The 18971-nt window shown below is 71.1% G+C and carries 18 protein-coding genes; 4 read left to right on the top strand and 14 right to left on the bottom strand.

Features of this window, described 5'->3' with window-relative positions; genetic code table 11:
- Nucleotides 1–14: 14 nt before the first annotated feature.
- The 11 genes from AB0A90_RS23250 to paaA form a co-directional block, all read right to left on the bottom strand.
- Nucleotides 15–380, bottom strand: a complete 366-nt coding sequence (locus AB0A90_RS23250) for an NADH-quinone oxidoreductase subunit A (protein ID WP_121655464.1) — start codon at nucleotides 378–380, stop codon at nucleotides 15–17.
- Between the two features lie 135 nt (nucleotides 381–515).
- Nucleotides 516–1793 carry a geranylgeranyl reductase family protein gene (locus AB0A90_RS23245; RefSeq protein WP_357251493.1) on the bottom strand — a complete coding sequence of 426 codons (1278 nt, stop codon included), beginning with the start codon at nucleotides 1791–1793 and terminating at the stop codon, nucleotides 516–518.
- A 139-nt stretch (nucleotides 1794–1932) separates the two neighbouring features.
- Nucleotides 1933–2157 (bottom strand): hypothetical protein, encoded by a 225-nt coding sequence (locus AB0A90_RS23240; RefSeq protein WP_355027404.1) that lies wholly within the window; start codon nucleotides 2155–2157, stop codon nucleotides 1933–1935.
- Between the two features lie 127 nt (nucleotides 2158–2284).
- The gene (locus AB0A90_RS23235) at nucleotides 2285–2995 is read right to left on the bottom strand and encodes a demethylmenaquinone methyltransferase (RefSeq protein WP_357251490.1); all 711 of its coding nucleotides are present in this window, start codon (nucleotides 2993–2995) and stop codon (nucleotides 2285–2287) included.
- A gap of 137 nt (nucleotides 2996–3132) precedes the next feature.
- Entirely contained in the window at nucleotides 3133–4503 is a 1371-nt protein-coding gene (locus tag AB0A90_RS23230) for an LPXTG cell wall anchor domain-containing protein (RefSeq protein WP_357251487.1), read from the bottom strand.
- A gap of 422 nt (nucleotides 4504–4925) precedes the next feature.
- Nucleotides 4926–6116, bottom strand: a complete 1191-nt coding sequence (mqnC, locus tag AB0A90_RS23225; RefSeq protein WP_357251484.1) for a cyclic dehypoxanthinyl futalosine synthase — start codon at nucleotides 6114–6116, stop codon at nucleotides 4926–4928.
- Between the two features lie 279 nt (nucleotides 6117–6395).
- On the bottom strand, nucleotides 6396–7505 hold the full coding sequence (paaE, locus tag AB0A90_RS23220) for a 1,2-phenylacetyl-CoA epoxidase subunit PaaE (protein WP_357251481.1): 1110 nt from the start codon (nucleotides 7503–7505) through the stop codon (nucleotides 6396–6398).
- A complete protein-coding gene (paaD, locus tag AB0A90_RS23215) occupies nucleotides 7502–7945 on the bottom strand; it encodes a 1,2-phenylacetyl-CoA epoxidase subunit PaaD (RefSeq protein WP_357252023.1) in 444 nt (147 codons plus the stop codon). The genes paaE and paaD overlap by 4 nt, the downstream gene beginning before the upstream one ends.
- 128 nt (nucleotides 7946–8073) lie before the next feature.
- The gene (gene paaC / locus AB0A90_RS23210; protein ID WP_357251478.1) at nucleotides 8074–8799 is read right to left on the bottom strand and encodes a 1,2-phenylacetyl-CoA epoxidase subunit PaaC; all 726 of its coding nucleotides are present in this window, start codon (nucleotides 8797–8799) and stop codon (nucleotides 8074–8076) included.
- Between the two features lie 64 nt (nucleotides 8800–8863).
- The gene (paaB, locus tag AB0A90_RS23205) at nucleotides 8864–9151 is read right to left on the bottom strand and encodes a 1,2-phenylacetyl-CoA epoxidase subunit PaaB (protein ID WP_355027413.1); all 288 of its coding nucleotides are present in this window, start codon (nucleotides 9149–9151) and stop codon (nucleotides 8864–8866) included.
- Nucleotides 9148–10239, bottom strand: coding sequence for a 1,2-phenylacetyl-CoA epoxidase subunit PaaA (gene paaA, locus AB0A90_RS23200; RefSeq protein WP_357251476.1), 1092 nt, complete (start codon nucleotides 10237–10239; stop codon nucleotides 9148–9150). Before paaA ends, paaB begins: the two co-directional genes overlap by 4 nt.
- A 367-nt stretch (nucleotides 10240–10606) precedes the next feature.
- Here paaA and AB0A90_RS23195 point away from each other — a divergent pair, with 367 nt between their 5' ends.
- Together AB0A90_RS23195 and AB0A90_RS23190 are read left to right on the top strand one after the other, a co-directional pair.
- A complete protein-coding gene (locus AB0A90_RS23195; RefSeq protein WP_357251474.1) occupies nucleotides 10607–11599 on the top strand; it encodes a hypothetical protein in 993 nt (330 codons plus the stop codon).
- Complete coding sequence (locus tag AB0A90_RS23190; protein WP_357251471.1) at nucleotides 11599–12561, top strand: hypothetical protein; 963 nt, start codon at nucleotides 11599–11601, stop codon at nucleotides 12559–12561. The genes AB0A90_RS23195 and AB0A90_RS23190 overlap by 1 nt, the downstream gene beginning before the upstream one ends.
- Nucleotides 12562–12599: 38 nt before the next feature.
- Here AB0A90_RS23190 and AB0A90_RS23185 read toward each other — a convergent pair whose 3' ends face one another.
- A complete protein-coding gene (locus AB0A90_RS23185; protein ID WP_357251468.1) occupies nucleotides 12600–13451 on the bottom strand; it encodes a menaquinone biosynthesis protein in 852 nt (283 codons plus the stop codon).
- A 169-nt stretch (nucleotides 13452–13620) separates the two neighbouring features.
- Entirely contained in the window at nucleotides 13621–13914 is a 294-nt protein-coding gene (locus AB0A90_RS23180) for a hypothetical protein (protein ID WP_357251465.1), read from the bottom strand.
- A gap of 127 nt (nucleotides 13915–14041) precedes the next feature.
- Here AB0A90_RS23180 and AB0A90_RS23175 point away from each other — a divergent pair, with 127 nt between their 5' ends.
- Both AB0A90_RS23175 and AB0A90_RS23170 read left to right on the top strand, forming a co-directional pair.
- Nucleotides 14042–15292 carry a DUF222 domain-containing protein gene (locus AB0A90_RS23175; RefSeq protein ID WP_357251462.1) on the top strand — a complete coding sequence of 417 codons (1251 nt, stop codon included), beginning with the start codon at nucleotides 14042–14044 and terminating at the stop codon, nucleotides 15290–15292.
- Between the two features lie 371 nt (nucleotides 15293–15663).
- Nucleotides 15664–17931 carry an AAA family ATPase gene (locus AB0A90_RS23170; RefSeq protein ID WP_357251459.1) on the top strand — a complete coding sequence of 756 codons (2268 nt, stop codon included), beginning with the start codon at nucleotides 15664–15666 and terminating at the stop codon, nucleotides 17929–17931.
- Here the strand turns inward: AB0A90_RS23170 and AB0A90_RS23165 are convergent.
- Nucleotides 17920–18531: a hypothetical protein gene (locus AB0A90_RS23165; RefSeq protein ID WP_357251457.1), complete on the bottom strand. Its 612-nt coding sequence runs from the start codon at nucleotides 18529–18531 to the stop codon at nucleotides 17920–17922. The two genes, AB0A90_RS23170 and AB0A90_RS23165, sit on opposite strands and share 12 nt — an antisense overlap.
- Nucleotides 18532–18971: the final 440 nt, after the last annotated feature.

Genomic DNA, 18971 nt, shown 5'->3' with positions numbered 1-18971 from the left:
CTGACGTTCCTTCCTCAGTCCCAGTCCAGGCCGCCGCGCCGCCACACGTAGGCGTACGCAACGAAGACCGCGACGATGAACAGGACCATCTCCACGAAGCCGAAGATCGGCAGGGCGTCGAACGAGACCGCCCAGGGGTAGAGGAAGATGATCTCGATGTCGAAGACGATGAAGAGCATCGCCGTCAGGTAGAACTTGATCGGGAACCGGCCGCCGCCGACCGGCTGCGGGCTGGGCTCGATGCCGCACTCGTAAGCCTCGAGTTTGGCCTTGTTGTAGCGGTGGGGACCGGCGAAGCGGGCGGCGCCGACGGAAAACAGCGAGAACGCCGCGGCGAGGGCGAACAGCCCGATGATCGGTGCGTAAGGCGAGAGCGACATCGTTTTCTCCTGCTCGTCCTTCCCTGCCCTCGGTGCTTGACGAAAATCACACTATTCACGTCCCTCGCAGTGGCAGTCGGCGGGGGTCGATCTTTGTCAGCGTCGGGGCCGTGACCAGCACCGATGCCGTCCTACTCAGACAGCTGGCGCGGCCTTCGTCATCGCGTTGATGACCCGGTCCATCGCGTCCCCGCCACGCGGGTCGGTCAGGTTGGCCAACAGCTTGAGCACGAAACGCATCAGCGTCGGGTGCGGCATGCCGTGTTTGGTGGCGATCCGCATGATCTCCGGACGGCCGATCAGTTTCACGAAGATGCCGCCCAGCCGGTAGTAGCCGCCGAGGCGGGCTTTCAGCTCGTTCGGGTACGCCAGCAGCGCCCGCTCCCGCTCCGGCCCGGCCGGCCGGGCGAGGGCCTGGACCATGACCTCCGCGGCCAGTTCGCCGGACTCCATCGCGTACGCGATGCCCTCGCCGTTGAACGGGTTGACCATGCCGCCCGAGTCGCCGACCAGCAGCACCCCTCGGGTGTAGTGGGGCACCCGGTTGAAGCCCATCGGCAGCGCGGCGCCGAGGATCGGGCCGTCGGCGTTCGTCTCGTCGGTCATCCCCCAGTCTTCCGGGGTGTTGGCGAGCCAGTCGGTGAGCAGCCGGCGGTAGTTGGTCTTGCCGAACGCGGAGGACGAGTTGAGCACCCCGAGGCCGACGTTGACCCGGCCGTCGCCCAGGCCGAAGATCCAGCCGTACCCGGGCAGCAGGTTGTCGCCGCTGTCCTTGCTGCGCAGCTCCAGCCAGGACTCCAGGTAGTTGTCCTCGTGCTTGGCCGGCGAGCGGTAGTAGCGGCGGACGGCCACGCCGATCGGCCGGTCCTCCCGCTTGGCCAGCCCGAGCGCGAGCGGGAACCGGCCGGAGACGCCGTCCGCGGCGACGACGAGCGGGGCGTGGAACGTGGCCGGTTCCTTACCCGGCCCGACCTCCGCCTCGACGCCGGTGACCCGGCCGTCGCCGTCGAGCACCGGACCCAGCACGTTGACGTTGGTTCGGAGCTTGGCGCCGGCGGCCACCGCCCGCTGGGCGAGCAGGTCGTCGAAGTCCAGCCTCGTGCGCACCAGGCCGTAGTTGGGGAAACTGGCCAGCTCGGGCCAGTCCAGCTCCAGACGCACGCCGCCGCCGATGACCCGCAGGCCGCGGTTGTGCAGCCAGCCGGCCTCGGGCGAGGTGTCCACACCCATCCGGACGAGCTGGCGCACCGCGCGCGGGGTCAACCCGTCGCCGCAGACCTTCTCCCGCGGGAACTCGGTCTTCTCCAACAACAGCACCCGTACGCCGTGCCGAGCCAGGTGGTACGCAGTAGCTGACCCACCGGGACCGGCGCCCACGACAATGACGTCGGCGTCATGTTCCACCGCGGTCATTCGCGCCTCCTCCCGCACGCTCGTGAAATGCTTCACAAGCCAGACGGGACGAGTGTATGACCGGCGTCATACCTGCGCAGGATCAGGGGTACCTAACTCGCCGATGTGACAGCCCTCGACCGTCCACAGCGGTCGAGTGTCAGGCCGGGCTGGGGGCGTCCAGACCCGCATCGACCCGAATGGCCTCCGGCAGATGCTCCCGGAGCGCACCGCCCGCCGCCCGGTCCAGCGCCGCCAACACCTCGGCGACCACCTGTCGGACCTCCACCGGATCGGCTCCGGCCAACGCGCGCAGTTGCGCGACGAGTTCGGCAGCGTCGTCGTCGGTGGCGGCCACCGGGTCCGCCGGGTCTGCTCCGGTCATGCGGACGAGCGTACGGGGCAAAGTGGACTAAAGGCCGACATTCACGAAACCTGAGCAATGTCCGCGTGAATGGCCGTCCGGCCCGCCGGCTCGGTGATCGTCGTGCGGCCCGCGTCGGTCGCGACGACTACTCGCGGATCCCCCGGTGCAGGGCCACCACACCACCGGTCAGGTTGCGCCAGGCCACCCGGCCCCACCCGGCCGCGGCGACCCGGCCGGCAAGCGCCTCCTGCGCCGGCCAGGCCCGCACCGACTCGGCGAGATAGACGTACGCGTCGGGGTTGCTCGACACCGTTCGGGCGACCACCGGCAGCGACCGCATCAGGTACGACAGGTAGACCGTTCGGAAGACCGGGTTGACCGGGGTGCTGAACTCACAGATCGCCAACCGCCCACCCGGCCGGGTGACCCGGGCCAGCTCGCGCAGGGCCGCGTCGGTGTCGTTGACGTTGCGCAGCGCGAAGGAGATGGTCACCGCGTCGAAACTGGCGTCGGCGAACGGCAGCCGCAGCGCGTCGCCGGCCAGCAGCGGCACCTCGGGACGGACCCGCTTGCCGGCGTACAGCATGCCCAACGACAGGTCAGCCCCCACCGCGTACGCCCCGGACTGCGCCAACTCCCGGGTCGAGACGCCGGTGCCCGCGCCCACGTCCAGCACCCGCTCGCCCGGCCGCAGCCCGAGCGCCGCCCGGGTGGCCCGACGCCAGGACCGGTCCTGGCCGAAGGAGATCACCGTGTTGGTCAGGTCGTAGCGCTCCGCCACGCCGTCGAACATCGCGGCGACCTCGTGCGGCTGCTTGTCCAGACTGGCGCGCTGGCCCTGCGGGGAACGGCTCACCCCTCCACTCTGCCAGCCGTCCGCCAGGCGGTGCCCGTGGGGTGGTGCGGCACCCCCGGTACGCGAAGGGGCGGGGTGGTCGCCCACCCCGCCCTCGCGTCGTTCCGGCGTCCGGACGCCGGCGGCCAGTACCGCTGTCAGTCGGTGGGCTTCTCGTCGCTCGGGGCGACCAGGACGACCTTGCGCCGGCGGGAGAGCACCAGCAGCGCACCGCCCAGCAGCAGGATGAGGCCGCCGATGCCACCGATCAGACCGACCTGCACACCCGTCACCGGCAGGCCACCACCACCGGAGCCGCCACCACCGGCAGCCGGCGACGTGCTCGCGCCCGGCGTCGGCGTACCACCCGGGCTGGGCGTACCACCCGGGCTGGTCGTACCACCCGGCGTCGGGGTGGCGGTCCCACCCGGCGTCGGGGTGGCCGTGGGCGTCGGGGTGGCCGTGGACGTCGACGTGGCGGTGGGCGTCGGGGTGGCCGTGGACGTCGGGGTGGCCGTGGGAGTCGGGGTCGGGGTCGGCTGCGCGGTCAGGTCGACGAAGACGTCGAAGATCGCCTGGTTGTCACTCTCGTCGACCTCGGTGAAGGCCTTGCGCTGGGCGCTGGTCGCCGGCTCGGGCTGCTCCTCGGCCTGACCCGTGGCACCGTCGAGACCCTGCGCGACCAGCTCACCGACCCGCAGCACCGACTCGGTGACGTTCGCGCCGACCGTCACCTTGACGTCCGCCGTGTAGTACTCGCCGGGCTTGATCACCGCACCGTCGTCCTCGCAGAGGGCCTGGGCGACACCGCCCAAGGTCTGCGACGTGCAGGCGTCCGGCAGCGTGGCGAAGGTGACGCCGGCCGGGAGGGTGAGCACGTAGGACAGGCCGGTGGCCTTGCGGCTGCCGTCGTTGTAGACCGCCCAGTCCAGCGGCACCGTCTCGCCGCGCTTGACCGGCCGGAGGTTGGGGTCGTCGCCCTGGACGCCGTTCACCACGACGTTCGCGTAGACGTCCTGCACCCAGCTGGTCAGGTCGTAGCCGCGCTTGCCGACGGTGATGTCGTGCTCGACCCTGTTGTCCTTCTTCTCGGGGTCGGCGGTGGCCGAGGTGATGGTGACCACCAGCGTCCCGGCCTCGCCGCGCGCACCCGTGGAGAAGAGCGGAATGCCGAAGTCCTCGCTGGTACCGGCCGGCACGTCGCCGAGCGGGCAGGTGAACGTCTTGCCCTTCACCTGGCAGCCGATGGGCACGACGACCCCGACCACGCTCTTCAGCAAACTGCTGGTGTCCACGGTGTAGCTGACGCCCTTGGCGGCGACCGTGCTCCGGGTGTTGTCGACCAGAAACTTGAACGGCTTGGCCTTGGCCGCCTTGACGCCCTTGGCCAGCTCGGAGCTCAGCGGCACCAGGGCCAGATCGGCCTGGTCGGCGGCCTGCGCCGGGGCGGCCACGGCGGCCAGGCCACCGGCCGCGAGCAGAGCCACCACGCCAGCGCGGGCCAGGGCCGAGCGGTGGAACGCTGTCATCGGTCCCCCGGGGGGTAGGGAAGAAAGATTGATTGCGGAACGAGCGGACGTTATCGGAGGTCGATCACGCACGCCAGCGTGCGCGGCCCAATTCATCCGTCCGGCCCGGGGTCCGGAGACGGTACGGGCGGGATGGTCACCCATCCCGCCCGTACCGCCGTGCGTTATATGAACGACCCGCCACGGGCCGATGGAGGACAGCCCACGAACGACCATCAAACCACCCGCCACCAGCGCGATCGCGGTGATTCGCGCTCGCCGGTGGCGACGGATACGAGCCGGGACGCTAGCGGCCGCCGATCACCTTCACCACCCCGCGGCGGACAGCCTGACGCTGCGGCGGCCCGGACCACCCGTACCGCCGAGGCGAGCCGGCGGGAGCATGAGCCTCGGTCAGCCGAACGGCCGGGCGACGCGCCGCGTCAGTTGACCTCGACGAGCGGCAGGGACCGGCCCGCGCCGCCGCCGGGAAGCGCGATCGAGGAGAAGTGCGACACCACCCGCTCGTCGGTCGGGTCGTCGGCAGGCGTGTGGTGCACCGCGAGCCGGTGGTAGAGGGTGTCGCGCTGCGCGGGGATCCGGTCCGCCGAGCGGATCATGCCGATCAGCTCGTGCAGGTTGGAGCGGTGCCGCGCTCCGGCGGAGGAGATCACGTTCTCCTCCAGCATGATCGAGCCGAGGTCGTCCACGCCCATGTGCAGCGAGAGCTGACCGACGTCCTTGCCGGTGGTCAGCCAGGACGCCTGCAGGTGCGGCACGGTCTCGAAGAAGAGCCGGGCCACCGCGACGAGGCGCAGGTATTCCAGGGTGGTGGCCTGGGTGCGGCCCTTGAGGTGGTTGTTCTCCGGCTGGTACGTCCACGGGATGAAGGACCGGAATCCGCGGGTGCGGTCCTGCACGTCCCGGATCATGCGCAGGTGCTCGATGCGCTCGGCGTGCGTCTCGCCGGTGCCCATCATCATGGTGGCGGTCGACTCGATGCCCTGCCGGTGCGCCAGCTCCATGACCTCCAGCCAGCGCTCGCCCGACTCCTTGAGCGGCGCGATCGCCTTGCGCGGACGCTCCGGCAGCATCTCCGCGCCGGCGCCCGCGATCGAGTCCAGACCGGCGGTCTTGATCCGCGCGATGGCCTCGTCCAGGCTCACCCCGGAGACCTTCGCCATGTGCAGGATCTCGCTGGGGCCGATCGAGTGGATGACCAGCTGCGGGTACGCCTGCTTGACCGAGGAGAACAGCTCCTCGTAGTACTCCACGCCGTAGTCCGGGTGGTGCCCGCCCTGGAGCATCACCTGGGTGGCGCCCAGCTCGACCGCCTCGCCGCAGCGGCGCAGGATCTCCTCGGTCGGGTGGGTCCACCCTTCCGTGTGCTTCGGCGCGCGGTAGAACGCGCAGAACTTGCACGCCGTCACGCAGACGTTCGTGTAGTTGATGTTGCGATCGATCAGGTACGTGACGACGTTGTCCGGGTAGCGCCGCCGACGCACCGCGTCCGCCGCCTCGCCCAACGCGTGGAAGGGCGCCTCGGTGTAGAGCAGCAACGCCTCCTCGGGCGTGATCCGCCCGCCGTCCGCGCCCCGCTGCAGGATGTCGTCGATCTCCCGGCTCACCGTCACGCCCCCGAGCCTACGCCGGTCACGCGCGTTGGCCCTGAGGGGTGGTTCAGGGCTGTGATGTCAGGATCTCGCGCCACACCGTTTCCGCGATCTTGCACTTTCTGTCGCGGCATCAGGGGCATTCCACGCAAACAGGCGACAGAAAGTGCAAGATCGACGCGGGTGCGGCGGTTGCGCCAGGCCAGCAATACGCCTCCCACCCCTCCACGTAACCGGTCGGCCGTCGCCCGCCGGTGACCTCGGCGAACCGCTCGACGAACTCCCGGTCGTTCGGCGCGCTCATGCGTCGTAGTCGACGGTGAGTCGGTCGGTGGTCGGGCTGGACTGGCAGGTCAGGACGTAACCGGCGGCCAACTCGTCCGGCTCCAGGGAGTAGTTGCGGGCCATCGTGACCGACCCGTCGACCACCTTCGCTTTACAGGTCGAGCAGACGCCGCCCTTACAGGCGTACGGCAGCTCGCCACGCACCTTCAACGCGGCGTCCAGCACCCGCTCCTCGCGACCCATCGTGAAGCTCGACGACCTGCCGTCCAGCACGATGGTCACCTCGGCCCCGGCACCCGCCTGGTCCACCGGACGCCGCACCGGCTCCGGCGGCGCGTCGACGTGGAACAGCTCGGTGTGCACCGCCGACTCGGGCAACCCGCGTCCGGTCAGCACGTCCCGGACGTCGACCACCATGGCGTACGGGCCGCAGAGGAACCACTCCTCGATCACGTCGCCCGGCACGATGGCGCCCAGCAACCGGCCCAGCCGCTCGGCGTCGATCCGCCCGGAGAGCAGCGCCGACTCGCCCTGCTCCCGGGAGAGCACGTGCACCAGGTGCAGCCGGGTGGGATAGCGGTCCTTCAGATCGGCCAGCTCCTCGGCGAACATGACCGTGTTCGCCGTGCGGTTGCCGTACACCAGGGTGAAGGTGCTGGCCGGCTCGACGGCCAGCGCGGTCGCGACGAGCGCGAGCACCGGGGTGATGCCGGAGCCGGCGACGACCGCGCCGTAGTGCCGCACCCGGTCCGGCGCGAACGCCGTGGTGAAGGTGCCCAACGGCGGCAGCACCTCGACGGTGTCGCCACCGCGCAGCGCCCCGCACGCGAACGCCGAGAAGGCGCCGCCGGGGATCTCCCGCACCCCGATCCGTAACCGGCCGTGCCGGGCCAGGTCGTCGGGGGTGGAGCAGATCGAGTACGACCGGCGCACATCCGTGCCGTCCTCCGCGGCTCGCCGCACGGTGAGGTGCTGACCCGCGCGGAAGGCGAAGGTCTCCCGCAGATCCTCGGGTACGGCGAAGGTCACCGCGACCGCATCGTCGGTGAGCCGGTCGACGGCCGCGACCGACAACGGGTGGAAGACCGGTCGGCGGCGGACCGGACGGGTGATGGTGACAGTCACAGCGCCTTCAGGTGGTCGAAGGGTTCGGAGCAGGAACGGCAGCGCCACAGCGCCTTGCACGCGGTGGAGCCGAACCGGCTGACCTGCTCGGTCTCCGGTGACCCGCACTGCGGGCAGCGGACCGCGAGCGTCAGCGGGACGACGCCGGAGGTGGGCACCGGGGCCGGCGGGGCGATCCCGGCGGCGGCGAGCTTGGCCCGCCCACCCTCGGAGATCCAGTCGGTGCTCCACGGTGGGCTGTAGACGGTGCGGACCTCGGCGTCGGGGTGGCCGGCGACCGCCAACGCGCGGCGGATGTCGGTGCGGATCACGTCCATCGCCGGGCAGCCGGTGTAGGTCGGGGTGATGGTGACGGTGACCCGGCCGCTGGCCCGGTCCACCTCGACCGCCCGCAGGATGCCCAGCTCGTCGATGGTGATCACCCGGATCTCCGGGTCCACGACACCGGCGGCGGCCTCCCGCGCGCTAAGCGTGCCGCCGGTCGTGGCTGGCGGGTTCGCGCTCCGCGCGCTCACCGTGCCGCCGCCGCTCGCGACTGCGGGGCTCCGCTGCGCTGCACTCCTCGCGCTCACCACCGCGCTCCGGGATGGGCGCGGTGCAGCACCTGCATCTCGGCGAGCAGGTAGGCCAGGTGCTCGGTGTGCACGCCGTCCCGCCCGCCGGCCGGCGCCCAGCCGCTCTCCGGCCGGGTGAGCGTCGCCTCGGCCAGCACCGCGCCGACGGTCTCGTCGAACGCCGGCCGCAGGGTGGCCGGGTCGACCGGCGCCGCCGGGTCCGCGGCGAACAACTCGTGGGTGTACGGCCACACCTGGTCGACGGCCGCCTGCATCCGACGGTGCGACTCCTCGGTGCCGTCCCCGAGCCGCTTCACCCACAACGCGCCATGGTCCAGGTGGTACGCCGACTCCTTGCGCGCCTTCGCTCCGATCGCGGCCAGCCGCTCGTCGGCGCAACCGGCCAGCGCCGTGTACAGCGGCAGTTGGTAGGCCGCCAGGAAGAACAGCTTCGCCATGGTCACCGCGAAGTCGCCGTTGGGCAGCTCGACCAGGAGCGCGTTGCGGAACTCGCGGTCGTCGCGCAGGAACGCCAACGCGTCCTCGTCCCGGCCCCCGCCCTCCAGCTCGCCCGCGTACGACAGCAGCAGCCGCGCCGCCCCGAGCTGGTCGAGGGCGATGTTGGCAAGCGCGATGTCCTCTTCCATCTCCGGCGCGCGGGTCGTCCACTCGGCCAGTCGTTGCGCCGCGACCAACGCGTCGTCGGCGAGGGCGAGGGTGAAGTCGTACGGCCCGTTCACGCCACCACCTCGCTGCGCTCGGCGGCCCCGCTGCTGAGCCGGCTGGTTCGCTCGCTCCGCTCGTTCACAGGTGGGCCACCCCGTCCGGCACCTCGTAGAAGGTGGGGTGGCGGTAGACCTTGTCGGCGGCCGGGTCGAAGAAGGCGTCCTTCTCGTCCGGGCTGGACGCGGTGATCGCGCCGGCCGGCACCACCCAGATCGACACACCCTCTTGACGGCGGGTGTACAGGTCCCGGGCGTTGCGCAGGGCCAGCTCCGCGTCGGGGGCGTGCAGGCTCCCGACGTGGGTGTGCGACAACCCGCGTCGCGCCCGCACGAAGACCTCCCAGAGCGGCGAGTGTTCGGTAGTCACGCGGCCACCTTCTCCTTCTGTTGCGCCCGCTTCGCGGCGTACGCCGTGGCGGCCTCGCGGACCCAGGCGCCCTCGGCGTGTGCGGCCCGGCGGTGGGCGATCCGCTCCCGGTTGCACGGCCCGTCGCCGGAGATCACCCGCAGCAGCTCGTCGTAGTCCGGCTGGGTGTAGTCGTACGCCTGCCGCTCCTCGTTCCAGCGCAGGTCCGGATCGGGAATGCGCACGCCGAGGATCTCGGCCTGCTGGACGCACATGTCGACGAAACGCTGCCGCAGGTCGTCGTTGGAGAAGCGCTTGATCTTCCAGGCCATCGACTGGGCGGAGTGCGTGGAGTCGCCGTCCGGCGGGCCGAACATCGCCAGCGACGGGTACCACCACCGGTCCACCGCGTCCTGGGCCATCGCCTGCTGCCCCGGGGTGCCGTGTGCCAGGGTGTGCAGGATCTCGTAGCCCTGCCGCTGGTGGAACGACTCCTCCTTGCAGACCCGGATCATCGCTCGGGCGTACGGGCCGTACGAGCAGCGGCACAGCGGCACCTGGTTGACGATCGCCGCGCCGTCCACCAGCCAGCCGATCGCGCCCACGTCGGCCCAGCTCAGGGTGGGGTAGTTGAAGATCGAGCTGTACTTCTGGCGACCGTCGAGCAGTAGTCGGACCAGCTCGTCGCGGCTGATGCCGAGGGTCTCGGCGGCGGCGTAGAGGTAGAGGCCGTGACCCGCCTCGTCCTGCACCTTGGCCAGCAGGATCGCCTTGCGCTTGAGCGAGGGCGCCCGGCTGATCCAGTTGCCCTCCGGCTGCATGCCGATGATCTCGGAGTGGGCGTGCTGGGCGATCTGCCGGATCAGCGTCCGGCGGTACGCGTCGGGCATCCAGTCGCGTGGCTCGATCTTCTGCTCGGCGTCGACCACCTCGGCGAAGTACGCCGCGAGGTCCTCGTCGGGCGCGGGTCCGCCACGGCGACCGCGCGCCGCCGCCGCGCGTAGCTCTGCCTCGGCGGCCTCGACCTCGCCCAGCAGGCCGGCGGCGGGCGCGTCGCCCGCAGCGGCGTCCGACGTGTCGGTCGGGGTCGGGAAGTCGTTGCCATACATGGGACAAGTGTTACAGCTGGCCATCCAAGAAGCCATAGGGTGTAACAGGATTCCGGCATCCGATCCGTAGCGGAATGAGCGCTTTGCGTGACCCGGCCGCCGGGCTGGCGGCGTGACTTGGGCCACGAAACAAAGGTGAATCCCCGCAAGAGCCGCATACCGGTCGCATATCTCACCTTTATCCCAGGTCGCCTAGTGTCGGGTCCTGGCAAGTCACCCAGCCGGACGTAGACTTTCGGCCGGCACACCGATCGGCTTCAGATGATTGCCGCCAGACAGAGGCCACCTCCCCCGGCCTTGGCGATCGGCCGATCCGTCCGGACAACAAGCCGGTCCCCCGGCCCTGACACCTGGAGTTCACCCACTCATGCGTTCCCGCGTGACCCTGGTGCTCGCCATCGTGGCGATCCTGCTCGGCGGCGTCCTCCTGGTCCCCGCCGCGTACGCCCGACTCTCCAAGGGCGACAGCGGCGGAGGCGGTGGAGGCGGCGCTGCCTCGCAGGTCGCCGCGCCAGCACCCGCGCCACCGCCGCCGCCCACGCTGGCGGCCGGTCCGGTGTCGGTGGACTTCCAGGGCGACTTCTTCTCCTGGGCTCTGCTGGATCGGCAGACCGGCGCGATCTCCGGGTCGCCGAACATGGCCGAGACCAGCTCCACCGAGTCGATGATCAAGGCGTGGATCGTCTCGGACTACCTGCGGCAGCTCGGCGACAGGGAACCGCCGCCGGCACTGAAGAAGGCCGCCAGCCTCGCCATCATCGACAGCAACGACACCGCGGCCAACCAGGTCCACGCTGCCGCGGGCGGCTCGTACAAGCCATCCACGAGCAGCACGCCCGACGCGGTGATCCAGCGGGCGATCAAGATCTGCGGACTGACCGACACCAAACGCGGCAACATCAAGCCGTTCTCCGGCTACTGGAGCTTCACCCAGATGTCCCCGCGGGACGCGGTCCGGCTCGGCGACTGCATCGCCGACGGTAAGGCCGCTGGCCGGAAGTGGACCCCGTGGGTGCTGGATCAGATGAGCAAGGTCCGGGGCACCACCGCGGCGAAGGACCAGAAGGCCAGGACTGGCGGCGGCCGCTGGGGGATCATCGACGGCCTGCCAAAGTCGATCACCGCGCAGGGCCCGGTCAGCATCAAGAATGGATGGACGCGGATCTACTACGACGCCAACTGGCACGTCAACTGCCTCGCCGTCACCGGCAAGTGGAGTCTCGCGGTGATGCTGCGGTACCCGGCCAGGAACAGTCTCGACTACGGCGCGAAGGTGTGTGCCAGCGTGGCCACCCAACTGGTCACCCCCCAGCCCGGCGCCGCGCTCAAGGTGCCCCAGCAACCGGTCGGGAAGCTCTGATGGCGGGAAATCGGCGGGCCGACCGGCGTGGCGGCGGTGAGGCGTCCCCGCTGCGGCTGATCGCCATCGCCGTCATCCTGATCGGGTTGGTGCTGGTGTCGCTGCGGCTGCTCCCGGGGTCACCGTTCGAGTCGGCAGCCGCCGCCAAGTGGGGCGACGCCGGCTCCGGCACGAGCGACCGCCCCACCGGCGCAGGCACCAACCGGAGTGCCCGCCAGCCGACCGCGCCGTCACCGAGCCCCAGCCCGTCGCTGGAGCCGCTGCCGTTCGTGGCCAAGGATCTCAAGCTGGACATCGAGGGCTGGTACTCCTGGAGCGTGCTGGACCGGCGCACCGGGCAGATCATCGGCTCCAAGAACATGAACGAGACAAGCACGACCGCCTCGATGATCAAGTCCTGGATCGTGGCCGACTACCTGCGTCGCGCGGCCGACGCCGGCCAGACGCCCAGCGACGCGAAGCTCGCCGACGCGACGCGGATCATCCGGGACAGCGACAACACCCGGGCCGAACAGTTCTACAACCAGGTCGACCGGGACGCCTCGATCAAGCGGCTGATCTCCATGTGCAAGCTGACCGACAGCAAGGTGGCCCCCGACGGCGGTTGGAGTCGGACGGCGCTCTCCCCCCGGGACACCGCCCGCCTGGGCAACTGCATCGCCACCGGCACCGCCGCCGGGCCGAAGTGGACCAAGTGGCTGCTCAACGAGATGAAGCTGGTCCGCGGCGCTGGTGACTTCGGCATCCGCAAGGCCTTCCCGGCCGACGAGCAGAAGCAGATCGCCATCAAGAACGGGTGGATCGACCGGACCAAGGAGCAGGAGATGCACATCAACTGCCTGGCCATCGGCGACACCTGGACGATGGGCGTAATGGTCAAGTACCCGATCAACATGGGCTACGACTACGGCATGAAGAACTGCGAGAAGATCACCGAGGCGCTCCTGCGCCCCGGCACCTGAGCCGCGGCCCCGCGCACAGCGCGGGGCCGACCCGCCGGTCAGCCGGCGAAGAACTCCGGGCCGCCTTCCGGCAACTCCGGGGCCGCACCGATCGCGGCGGCTCGCCGGGCCCACTCACGCAGCCCGGCGACCTGCCGGTCACCGAGCGAGAAATCCAGGGTACGGAAGTACGTGGCGAGCGTCTCCGCGTCGAACGTCTCCCAGCGGGCTGCGGCCTCGGCGACCTGGTCCAGCTCGGCCAGGCAGAGATCCCGCGAGCGTAGGAACGCCTCGTGCACCTCCTTGACCAGACCCGGGTGGGCGGCGGCGAAGTCGCGGCGGACCGCCCAGACGGCGAAGACCATCGGCAGCCCGCTCCACTCCCGCCACGCCTGCCCGAGGTCGGTGACGATGAGCCCGCGCTTCGGCGCCTCGTAGTACGCCCGCAGCGCCACGTCCCCGATCAGCACCCCGGCGTCGGCCTCGAGCAGCATCTGCGTCAGGTCCGGCGGGCAGCGGAAGTATTCGGGCCGCACGTGGTACCGCTCGGCGAGCAGCAACTGGGCCAGCATCACCCCGGTCCGCGAGGTCGAGCCGAGCGCCACCCGGGCGCCGTCCAGCTCGTCGAGAGGTCGGGTGGAGACCATGTTGACCGAGAGCACCGGTCCGTCACTGCCCACCGCCAGGTCCGGCAGGAGGAGCAGCTCGTCGGCGTGCTTCAGGTACTCCAACAGGGTGATCGGGCCGATGTCGAGGTCACCGGCGACAAGCGCCGCGCTCAACCGATCCGGCGAATCCTTCTGCAGGTCGACGTCGAGCAGGGCACCGGAGCGCATCAGACCCCAGTAGATCGGCAGGCAGTTCAGGAACTGGATGTGCCCGACCCGCGGGCGTGCGATGCGCTCAGCCATGACCCGACCGTATCCCCGGTCTTCGGGTCCGGCTCGGCGGGTCGGCCCGGAGTGGCCAAGCCCGCATCCGTCCTGCTGATCCGCTGGGCACCTACCACCGCTGGCGTCAACGCCGGACCGGCTGCTCGCCCACCGGTCCGCCCACCCTGTCGCACTTCGGTCCGGCCGGTTACCCGCGCTCCGGCCCGTATAGCGCCCGGGCGACGACCGGCACGAACACCAGCACCACCAGGATCCCGGCCGCGCCGGCCACCGCGATCAGCGGCCGGGGCGACGCTCGCGTGAGCAGCGCGCTGCCGAGCAGGTAACCGGCCATCGAGCCGCCCTGCACCGCCGCGCCAAAACTGGCGTACGCGCGGGCGCGCATCGCCTCCGGCACCCGGAGAGCGATAAGAAGGCTGGCGAAGACGTTCGCCGCTCCCGCCACCAGCCAGAGCGGCACCAGCACGCCGGCCGTTGGCACCCCCGCGGCCAGCGGCGTGGCGCGGTGTTGCGACGCGATTTGCGGGCTCGGTGATCGACGGAAATGGGTTCGTTCCATTGATCATCGACAACCCGAAAGTGTCGTACGTCAGTTCTATTCTGTCTTCATGTTGGGGGCGTTGGCGCAGGCAGGAGGCGCGGTCGACGACTGTGCCGAGACCGCGCTCTGGGGGCTCTCCGACGATGACCTGCTCGCCTCGCTCGACGCGACTCAGGTGCTGGCGCAGCGGCTGGCCACCATTCAACTCGGGCTGATCCGCGAGTTGGACGGCCGCGGCCTGGCGGTCGCCCAGGGTGCCTCGTCCACCGCCGTCTGGCTGCGGGAGCGGCTCCGGCTCTCCGGTCGCTCCGCGCGCCGACTGGTCCAGTTCGCCGCCACCCTCGACGCCGCGCCAGCAGCGGTGCGCGACGCGCTGCTCAGCGGTGCCATCACCGTCGACCAGGGTCGAGTGGTGGCCGAGACGATCGCCGCCCTTCCGGTGGAAGCCGGCCCCGAGGTGGCGGACAAAGCTACGCAACTCCTGGTCGCCTGGGCCGACCGGTTCGATCCGACCATCCTGAGCCGGCTCGGAGAGCGCGTCCTCACCCACGTCGCACCGGATCTGGCCGACCAGGCTGAGCTGAAGGCTCTCCAACGGGCCACCGAGCGGGCCGAGGCCCGCCGACACGTCACGCTCTCCGAGCAGCACAACGGTCAGGTACGCCTGAGCGGAAACCTCGACACCGAGACCGCGAGCCTGCTACGTGAGGCGATCGACCCGCTCTGCGCCCCGGCCGGTGCGCACGATGATCGCAGTCCAGGTCAGCGCCGTGCCGACGCGCTGGGCGAGATCTGCCGGCTGGCGTTGCGTACGGGTGAGCTGCCCGACAGCGGCGGGGACCGGCCTCAGCTCGTGGTGACCGTGTCGCTCGACGATCTGGTCAACCGCGTACGTGCCGGCACCCTGGAGACCGGCACTCGCCTCACGCCGGGCGCGGTCCGCCGGCTCGCCTGCGACGCCAACCTGTTGCCGGCCGTGCTGGGTGGCAACAGTCAGGTCCTGGACGTGGGCCGCCAGCGCCGGCTCTTCACCGGCCCGCTGAGGCGTGCGCTGGTGCTGCGGGACGGCGGTTGCGCCTTCCCTGGCTGCGATCGGCCGCCGAGATGGTGCGACGGTCACCACGTCCGACACTGGGCCGACGGTGGGACGACAGCGTTGGACAATGCTGTGCTGCTCTGCGGCTACCACCACCGGGTCGTCCATCGCGGCGACTGGGCGGTCCGCGTCGCGGCGGACGGCCGGCCCGAGTTCCTCCCGCCTCGCTGGCTCGACCCGCTACGCGCCCCCCGCCGCAACCTCTACCACCTGCGCTGCTGATACCGCCGACCACGCCCACGCCGCCCGTGCCCGTGCCCGTGCCTGCGGCTACGCCTGTGCCTGTGCCCGGACCAGGACCAGGACCAGGACCAGGACCAGGACCAGGACAAGCCCGGCCCAACCCTGCGGCCCTGCGGCCCTGCGGCCCTGCGGGTCTGTGGCTCTGCGCCATCTCACCGGGCAACACGCCATCTCTGATGGGTGGTCGTCTGGGTAATTCGTTGGAAGCGTCGGGTTCGGGAGCGTAAGGTTGCAGGCCGCTTGACGGCCGAGGTGAGCTGCACCGGAACGGACGTCTTTCGCGCCGGGCGGCCGGCCATCCGCCCCCGGACACGCGAGCGCGCAGCAGATGTGAACGATGGGACGTCAGCATGCCCGCACTTGATCTCGACACCCAGCTCGACTCGGATCTGTCCGCCGAACGCGCACACCTGGCCGCCTCGCGGAGCGCGCTACGGCAGATGCGGGAGCGCGCCGAAGCCCTCTTCGCCACCGGTGACCAGGTGGCCGGCGACGCGTACGCGGCGGAGACACTCGGCCGCACCCTGGCCCGTCGGGTGGCCGAACTGGCCGACGACCCGACGACGCCCCTGTTCTTCGGCCGCCTCGACTTTGCCGAGTCCACAGACCCCGAGCCCACAGACCCCGAGTCCACAGACCCCGACGGCACGGACCCCGACAGCACGGAGACCGCCAGCAGCACCGGGCAGGGCAGCACCGGGCAGGGCAGCACCGCGCAGGGCAGCACCGCGCAGGGCAGCACCGCGCAGGGCAGCACCGGGCACAGCAGCACCGCGCAGGGCAGGGCCAGCGACGGGGATCCCGGCGCGGTTGTGCGCAGTTCGGGGCATGACGGTCGGCGGTACCACGTGGGGCGTCGGCATGTCGCCGACGACCGCGGCGAGCCGTTGGTGTTGGACTGGCGGGCACCGGTCTCGCGGTCGTTCTACCAGGCCAGCGCGCGGGATCCGCAGGGAGTGGCGGTACGGCGGCGGTTCGGGTTCAGCAACGGGGTCCTGACCAGTTTCGAGGATGAGCGTCTCGATCGGGGTGAAGAGCTCGGCACGACCAGTCGGATCCTCACCGCCGAGATCGAACGGCCGCGTGTCGGGCCGATGCGCGACATCGTCGCCACGATTCAGCCGGAGCAGGACGAACTGGTCCGGGCCGACCTTGCCGACTCGATCTGCGTGCAGGGAGCGCCGGGCACCGGGAAGACGGCTGTCGGCCTGCACCGGGCCGCGTACCTGCTCTATCTGCACCGGGAGCGGCTGCGGCGGGCGGGTGTGCTGATCGTCGGACCGAACAGGGCGTTCCTGTCGTACATCGCGGCGGTGTTGCCGGCTCTCGGCGAGGTCGAGGTCGAGCAGGCCACGGTGGAGGAGTTGATTTCCCGGGTGCCGGTGCGGGCGGTCGAGGCGCCAGCGGTGGCCGTACTCAAGCACGACGTCCGGATGGCGCGTGTGTTGCGACGCGCGCTGGGTGCGCAGATCGCTACGCCGACGGAGTCGATCACGGTGTCGGACGGTTCGTTCCGGTGGCGGATCGGGCTGGAGCCGTTGCACCGGATCGTCGAGGAGACCCGCCGGGAAGAGCTGCCGTACGGCACGGGTCGGGAGCGGGTCCGCGCGCGAGTGGTGAGCCTGCTGCAACGGCAGGCCGAGGCGCGGCGGGCGGAGTCGCCGAGCGATGCCTGGTTGCGTCGGATGGGCCGCTGCCGACCCGTGGTCGACTTCCTGGACGCGGTCTGGCCGGCGCTCACCCCGGAGGGGCTGGTCTTCGGCCTGCTCTCCGACCCGGGGCGGCTCGCCACCGCGGCGGACGGGCTGCTCAGTGAGACCGAGCAGGCGCTGCTGACGTGGCCGAAGCCGGCCCGCACCGCGAAGGCGACCCGCTGGACCGCCGCCGATGTGGTGTTGCTCGACGAGGCGGCCGGGCTGCTGGAACGGCCCTCCGGTTTCGGGCACGTGGTGGTGGACGAGGCGCAGGACCTCTCCCCGATGCAGTGTCGGGCCATTGCCCGGCGCAGCGAACACGGCTCGGTCACCCTCCTCGGGGACCTCGCCCAGGGCACCGCGCCGTGGGCGGCGACGGACTGGCGGGAATCGCTCGCCCACCTGGGCAAGCCGGACGCTGTGGTGGTCCCGTTGACAGTTGGTTTCCGGGTGCCCGCGGCGGTGGTCGCGTTCGCGAACCTGCTGCTTCCGGCACTCGCGGTGGACGTACCGCCGGCCGAGTCGCTGCGCCACGACGGCGGACTGGACGTGCGTACCGTGACCGACCTGGTCGCGGAGACGGTGGCCGAGGTGCGGGCGGCGCTCGCCCACGACGGCTCGGTGGGTGTGATCGCGGCGGACGACGCGGTCGACGAACTGCGCGCGGCGCTGGCCGCCGCCGGTGTCGCGACCGCGACCGCCGACGACGTGGCGGCCGCGGAGCGGGTCACCGTGGTGCCCGCGACCCTGGTCAAGGGCCTGGAGTACGACCACGTGGTGGTCGTCGAGCCGGCCGCGATCGTCGCGGCCGAGCCGCGCGGGCTACACCGCCTGTACGTGGTGCTCACCCGGGCGGTGTCCCGACTGGCGGTGCTGCACCGCGAGCCGCTGCCCGCCCCGCTCGTCGTCGGCTCAGCCGGCTGACACGGCCGCCGCGACCTCCCGCAGGGGTCGGCCGGAGTCGGCCAGCGGCACGTGGAACGACAGCCACGAACCGTCGGCGAAGTCGAGCCGCAGTCGTTTCCAGTTCAACCGGTACCAACCGACACGTGCGGTCACCGTCGTGCGCGGCGCCGACCCGAGCAGTTCGACGTCGGTCTGCGCCCGTTCGCTCGCCGCCGAGCTGGAGAACAAGGTGACCGGTGCTGTCGCGCCGAGCAGCAACCGCTGGTCGGTGACCCCCAGCACGAGGTCGCGGAGGTCGAAACCCTTCGTCGCCACGGTCACGGCGTAATGCAGCAGCGAGGCCTGCGAGCCCGGTGCGCCTCGACCTCCGACGCCGAAGAAGAGCCAGTCGACGGCGCCGTCCGCCCGGCCGAAGGTGATGTTCGGCGAGAGCACGGTGAGCAGGACACCCAGCACTCTCGACCCACCGGGGGCGGGAGGCGCCGCCGGCTGCGGGGGCGCCGCCGGGACCAGACCTCCGCCCACGCGGACCTGGGCCACCGCGCGCACCCGCTCACCGGCGGGTAGCAGCCGGGTGAGCCCTTCGACGTACCGGGCGCGGATCTCGTCGACCATCATCGGCGCCCCTCGCGGCCGCCCGCCCCCTGGTCCCGGGAAGCCGCGGCGAACGCCGCCCCGGCCTTCGGCTGGGCGTCCAGCTCGTTGTGCGGGCTCGACACGGAACCCTCCTCTGTGTCCTGCGCGACGGGTCAGCCGCCGCGGCTCCCACCATAGGCACTGCCCGCGCAACCGGTGGCCCCACCCGCGACGTCGGGGTCACCGAGCTTTGACTTTGCGTCATAAGGTTCGGTACGGAATCCGACGACGATCTGCTTCCCACGGCGCCGGTGTAGACGGGGCCGGTTGGCGTTCGAGGAGCACGCCGAACGGTTCGCGCGCACAGCTCGACCCCACTCCGTCGAAGGAGTTTCAATGACCAAGTCAAGCCGTAGACGCGGTCAGCGGTGGTGTGGGTTGGAACTCGCGGCCGTCGCGCAGCAGTGCCCAGACGACGTCGA

Source organism: Micromonospora sp. NPDC049204, assembly GCF_040647935.1.
Taxonomy (GTDB): domain Bacteria; phylum Actinomycetota; class Actinomycetes; order Mycobacteriales; family Micromonosporaceae; genus Micromonospora.
This window is presented reverse-complemented; position numbering and strand designations above follow the sequence as displayed.

Excerpts from the sequence above, each read along its gene's own strand:
- paaA (WP_357251476.1), bottom strand. The coding sequence starts at position 10,239 with ATGTATGGCAACGACTTCCCGACCCCGACCGACACGTCGGACGCCGCT.
- AB0A90_RS23170 (WP_357251459.1), top strand. The coding sequence starts at position 15,664 with ATGCCCGCACTTGATCTCGACACCCAGCTCGACTCGGATCTGTCCGCC.
- AB0A90_RS23230 (WP_357251487.1), bottom strand. The coding sequence starts at position 4,503 with ATGACAGCGTTCCACCGCTCGGCCCTGGCCCGCGCTGGCGTGGTGGCT.
- AB0A90_RS23250 (WP_121655464.1), bottom strand. The coding sequence starts at position 380 with ATGTCGCTCTCGCCTTACGCACCGATCATCGGGCTGTTCGCCCTCGCC.
- AB0A90_RS23175 (WP_357251462.1), top strand. The coding sequence starts at position 14,042 with ATGTTGGGGGCGTTGGCGCAGGCAGGAGGCGCGGTCGACGACTGTGCC.
- AB0A90_RS23165 (WP_357251457.1), bottom strand. The coding sequence starts at position 18,531 with ATGATGGTCGACGAGATCCGCGCCCGGTACGTCGAAGGGCTCACCCGG.
- AB0A90_RS23185 (WP_357251468.1), bottom strand. The coding sequence starts at position 13,451 with ATGGCTGAGCGCATCGCACGCCCGCGGGTCGGGCACATCCAGTTCCTG.
- AB0A90_RS23195 (WP_357251474.1), top strand. The coding sequence starts at position 10,607 with ATGCGTTCCCGCGTGACCCTGGTGCTCGCCATCGTGGCGATCCTGCTC.
- AB0A90_RS23240 (WP_355027404.1), bottom strand. The coding sequence starts at position 2,157 with ATGACCGGAGCAGACCCGGCGGACCCGGTGGCCGCCACCGACGACGAC.
- AB0A90_RS23190 (WP_357251471.1), top strand. The coding sequence starts at position 11,599 with ATGGCGGGAAATCGGCGGGCCGACCGGCGTGGCGGCGGTGAGGCGTCC.
- AB0A90_RS23245 (WP_357251493.1), bottom strand. The coding sequence starts at position 1,793 with ATGACCGCGGTGGAACATGACGCCGACGTCATTGTCGTGGGCGCCGGT.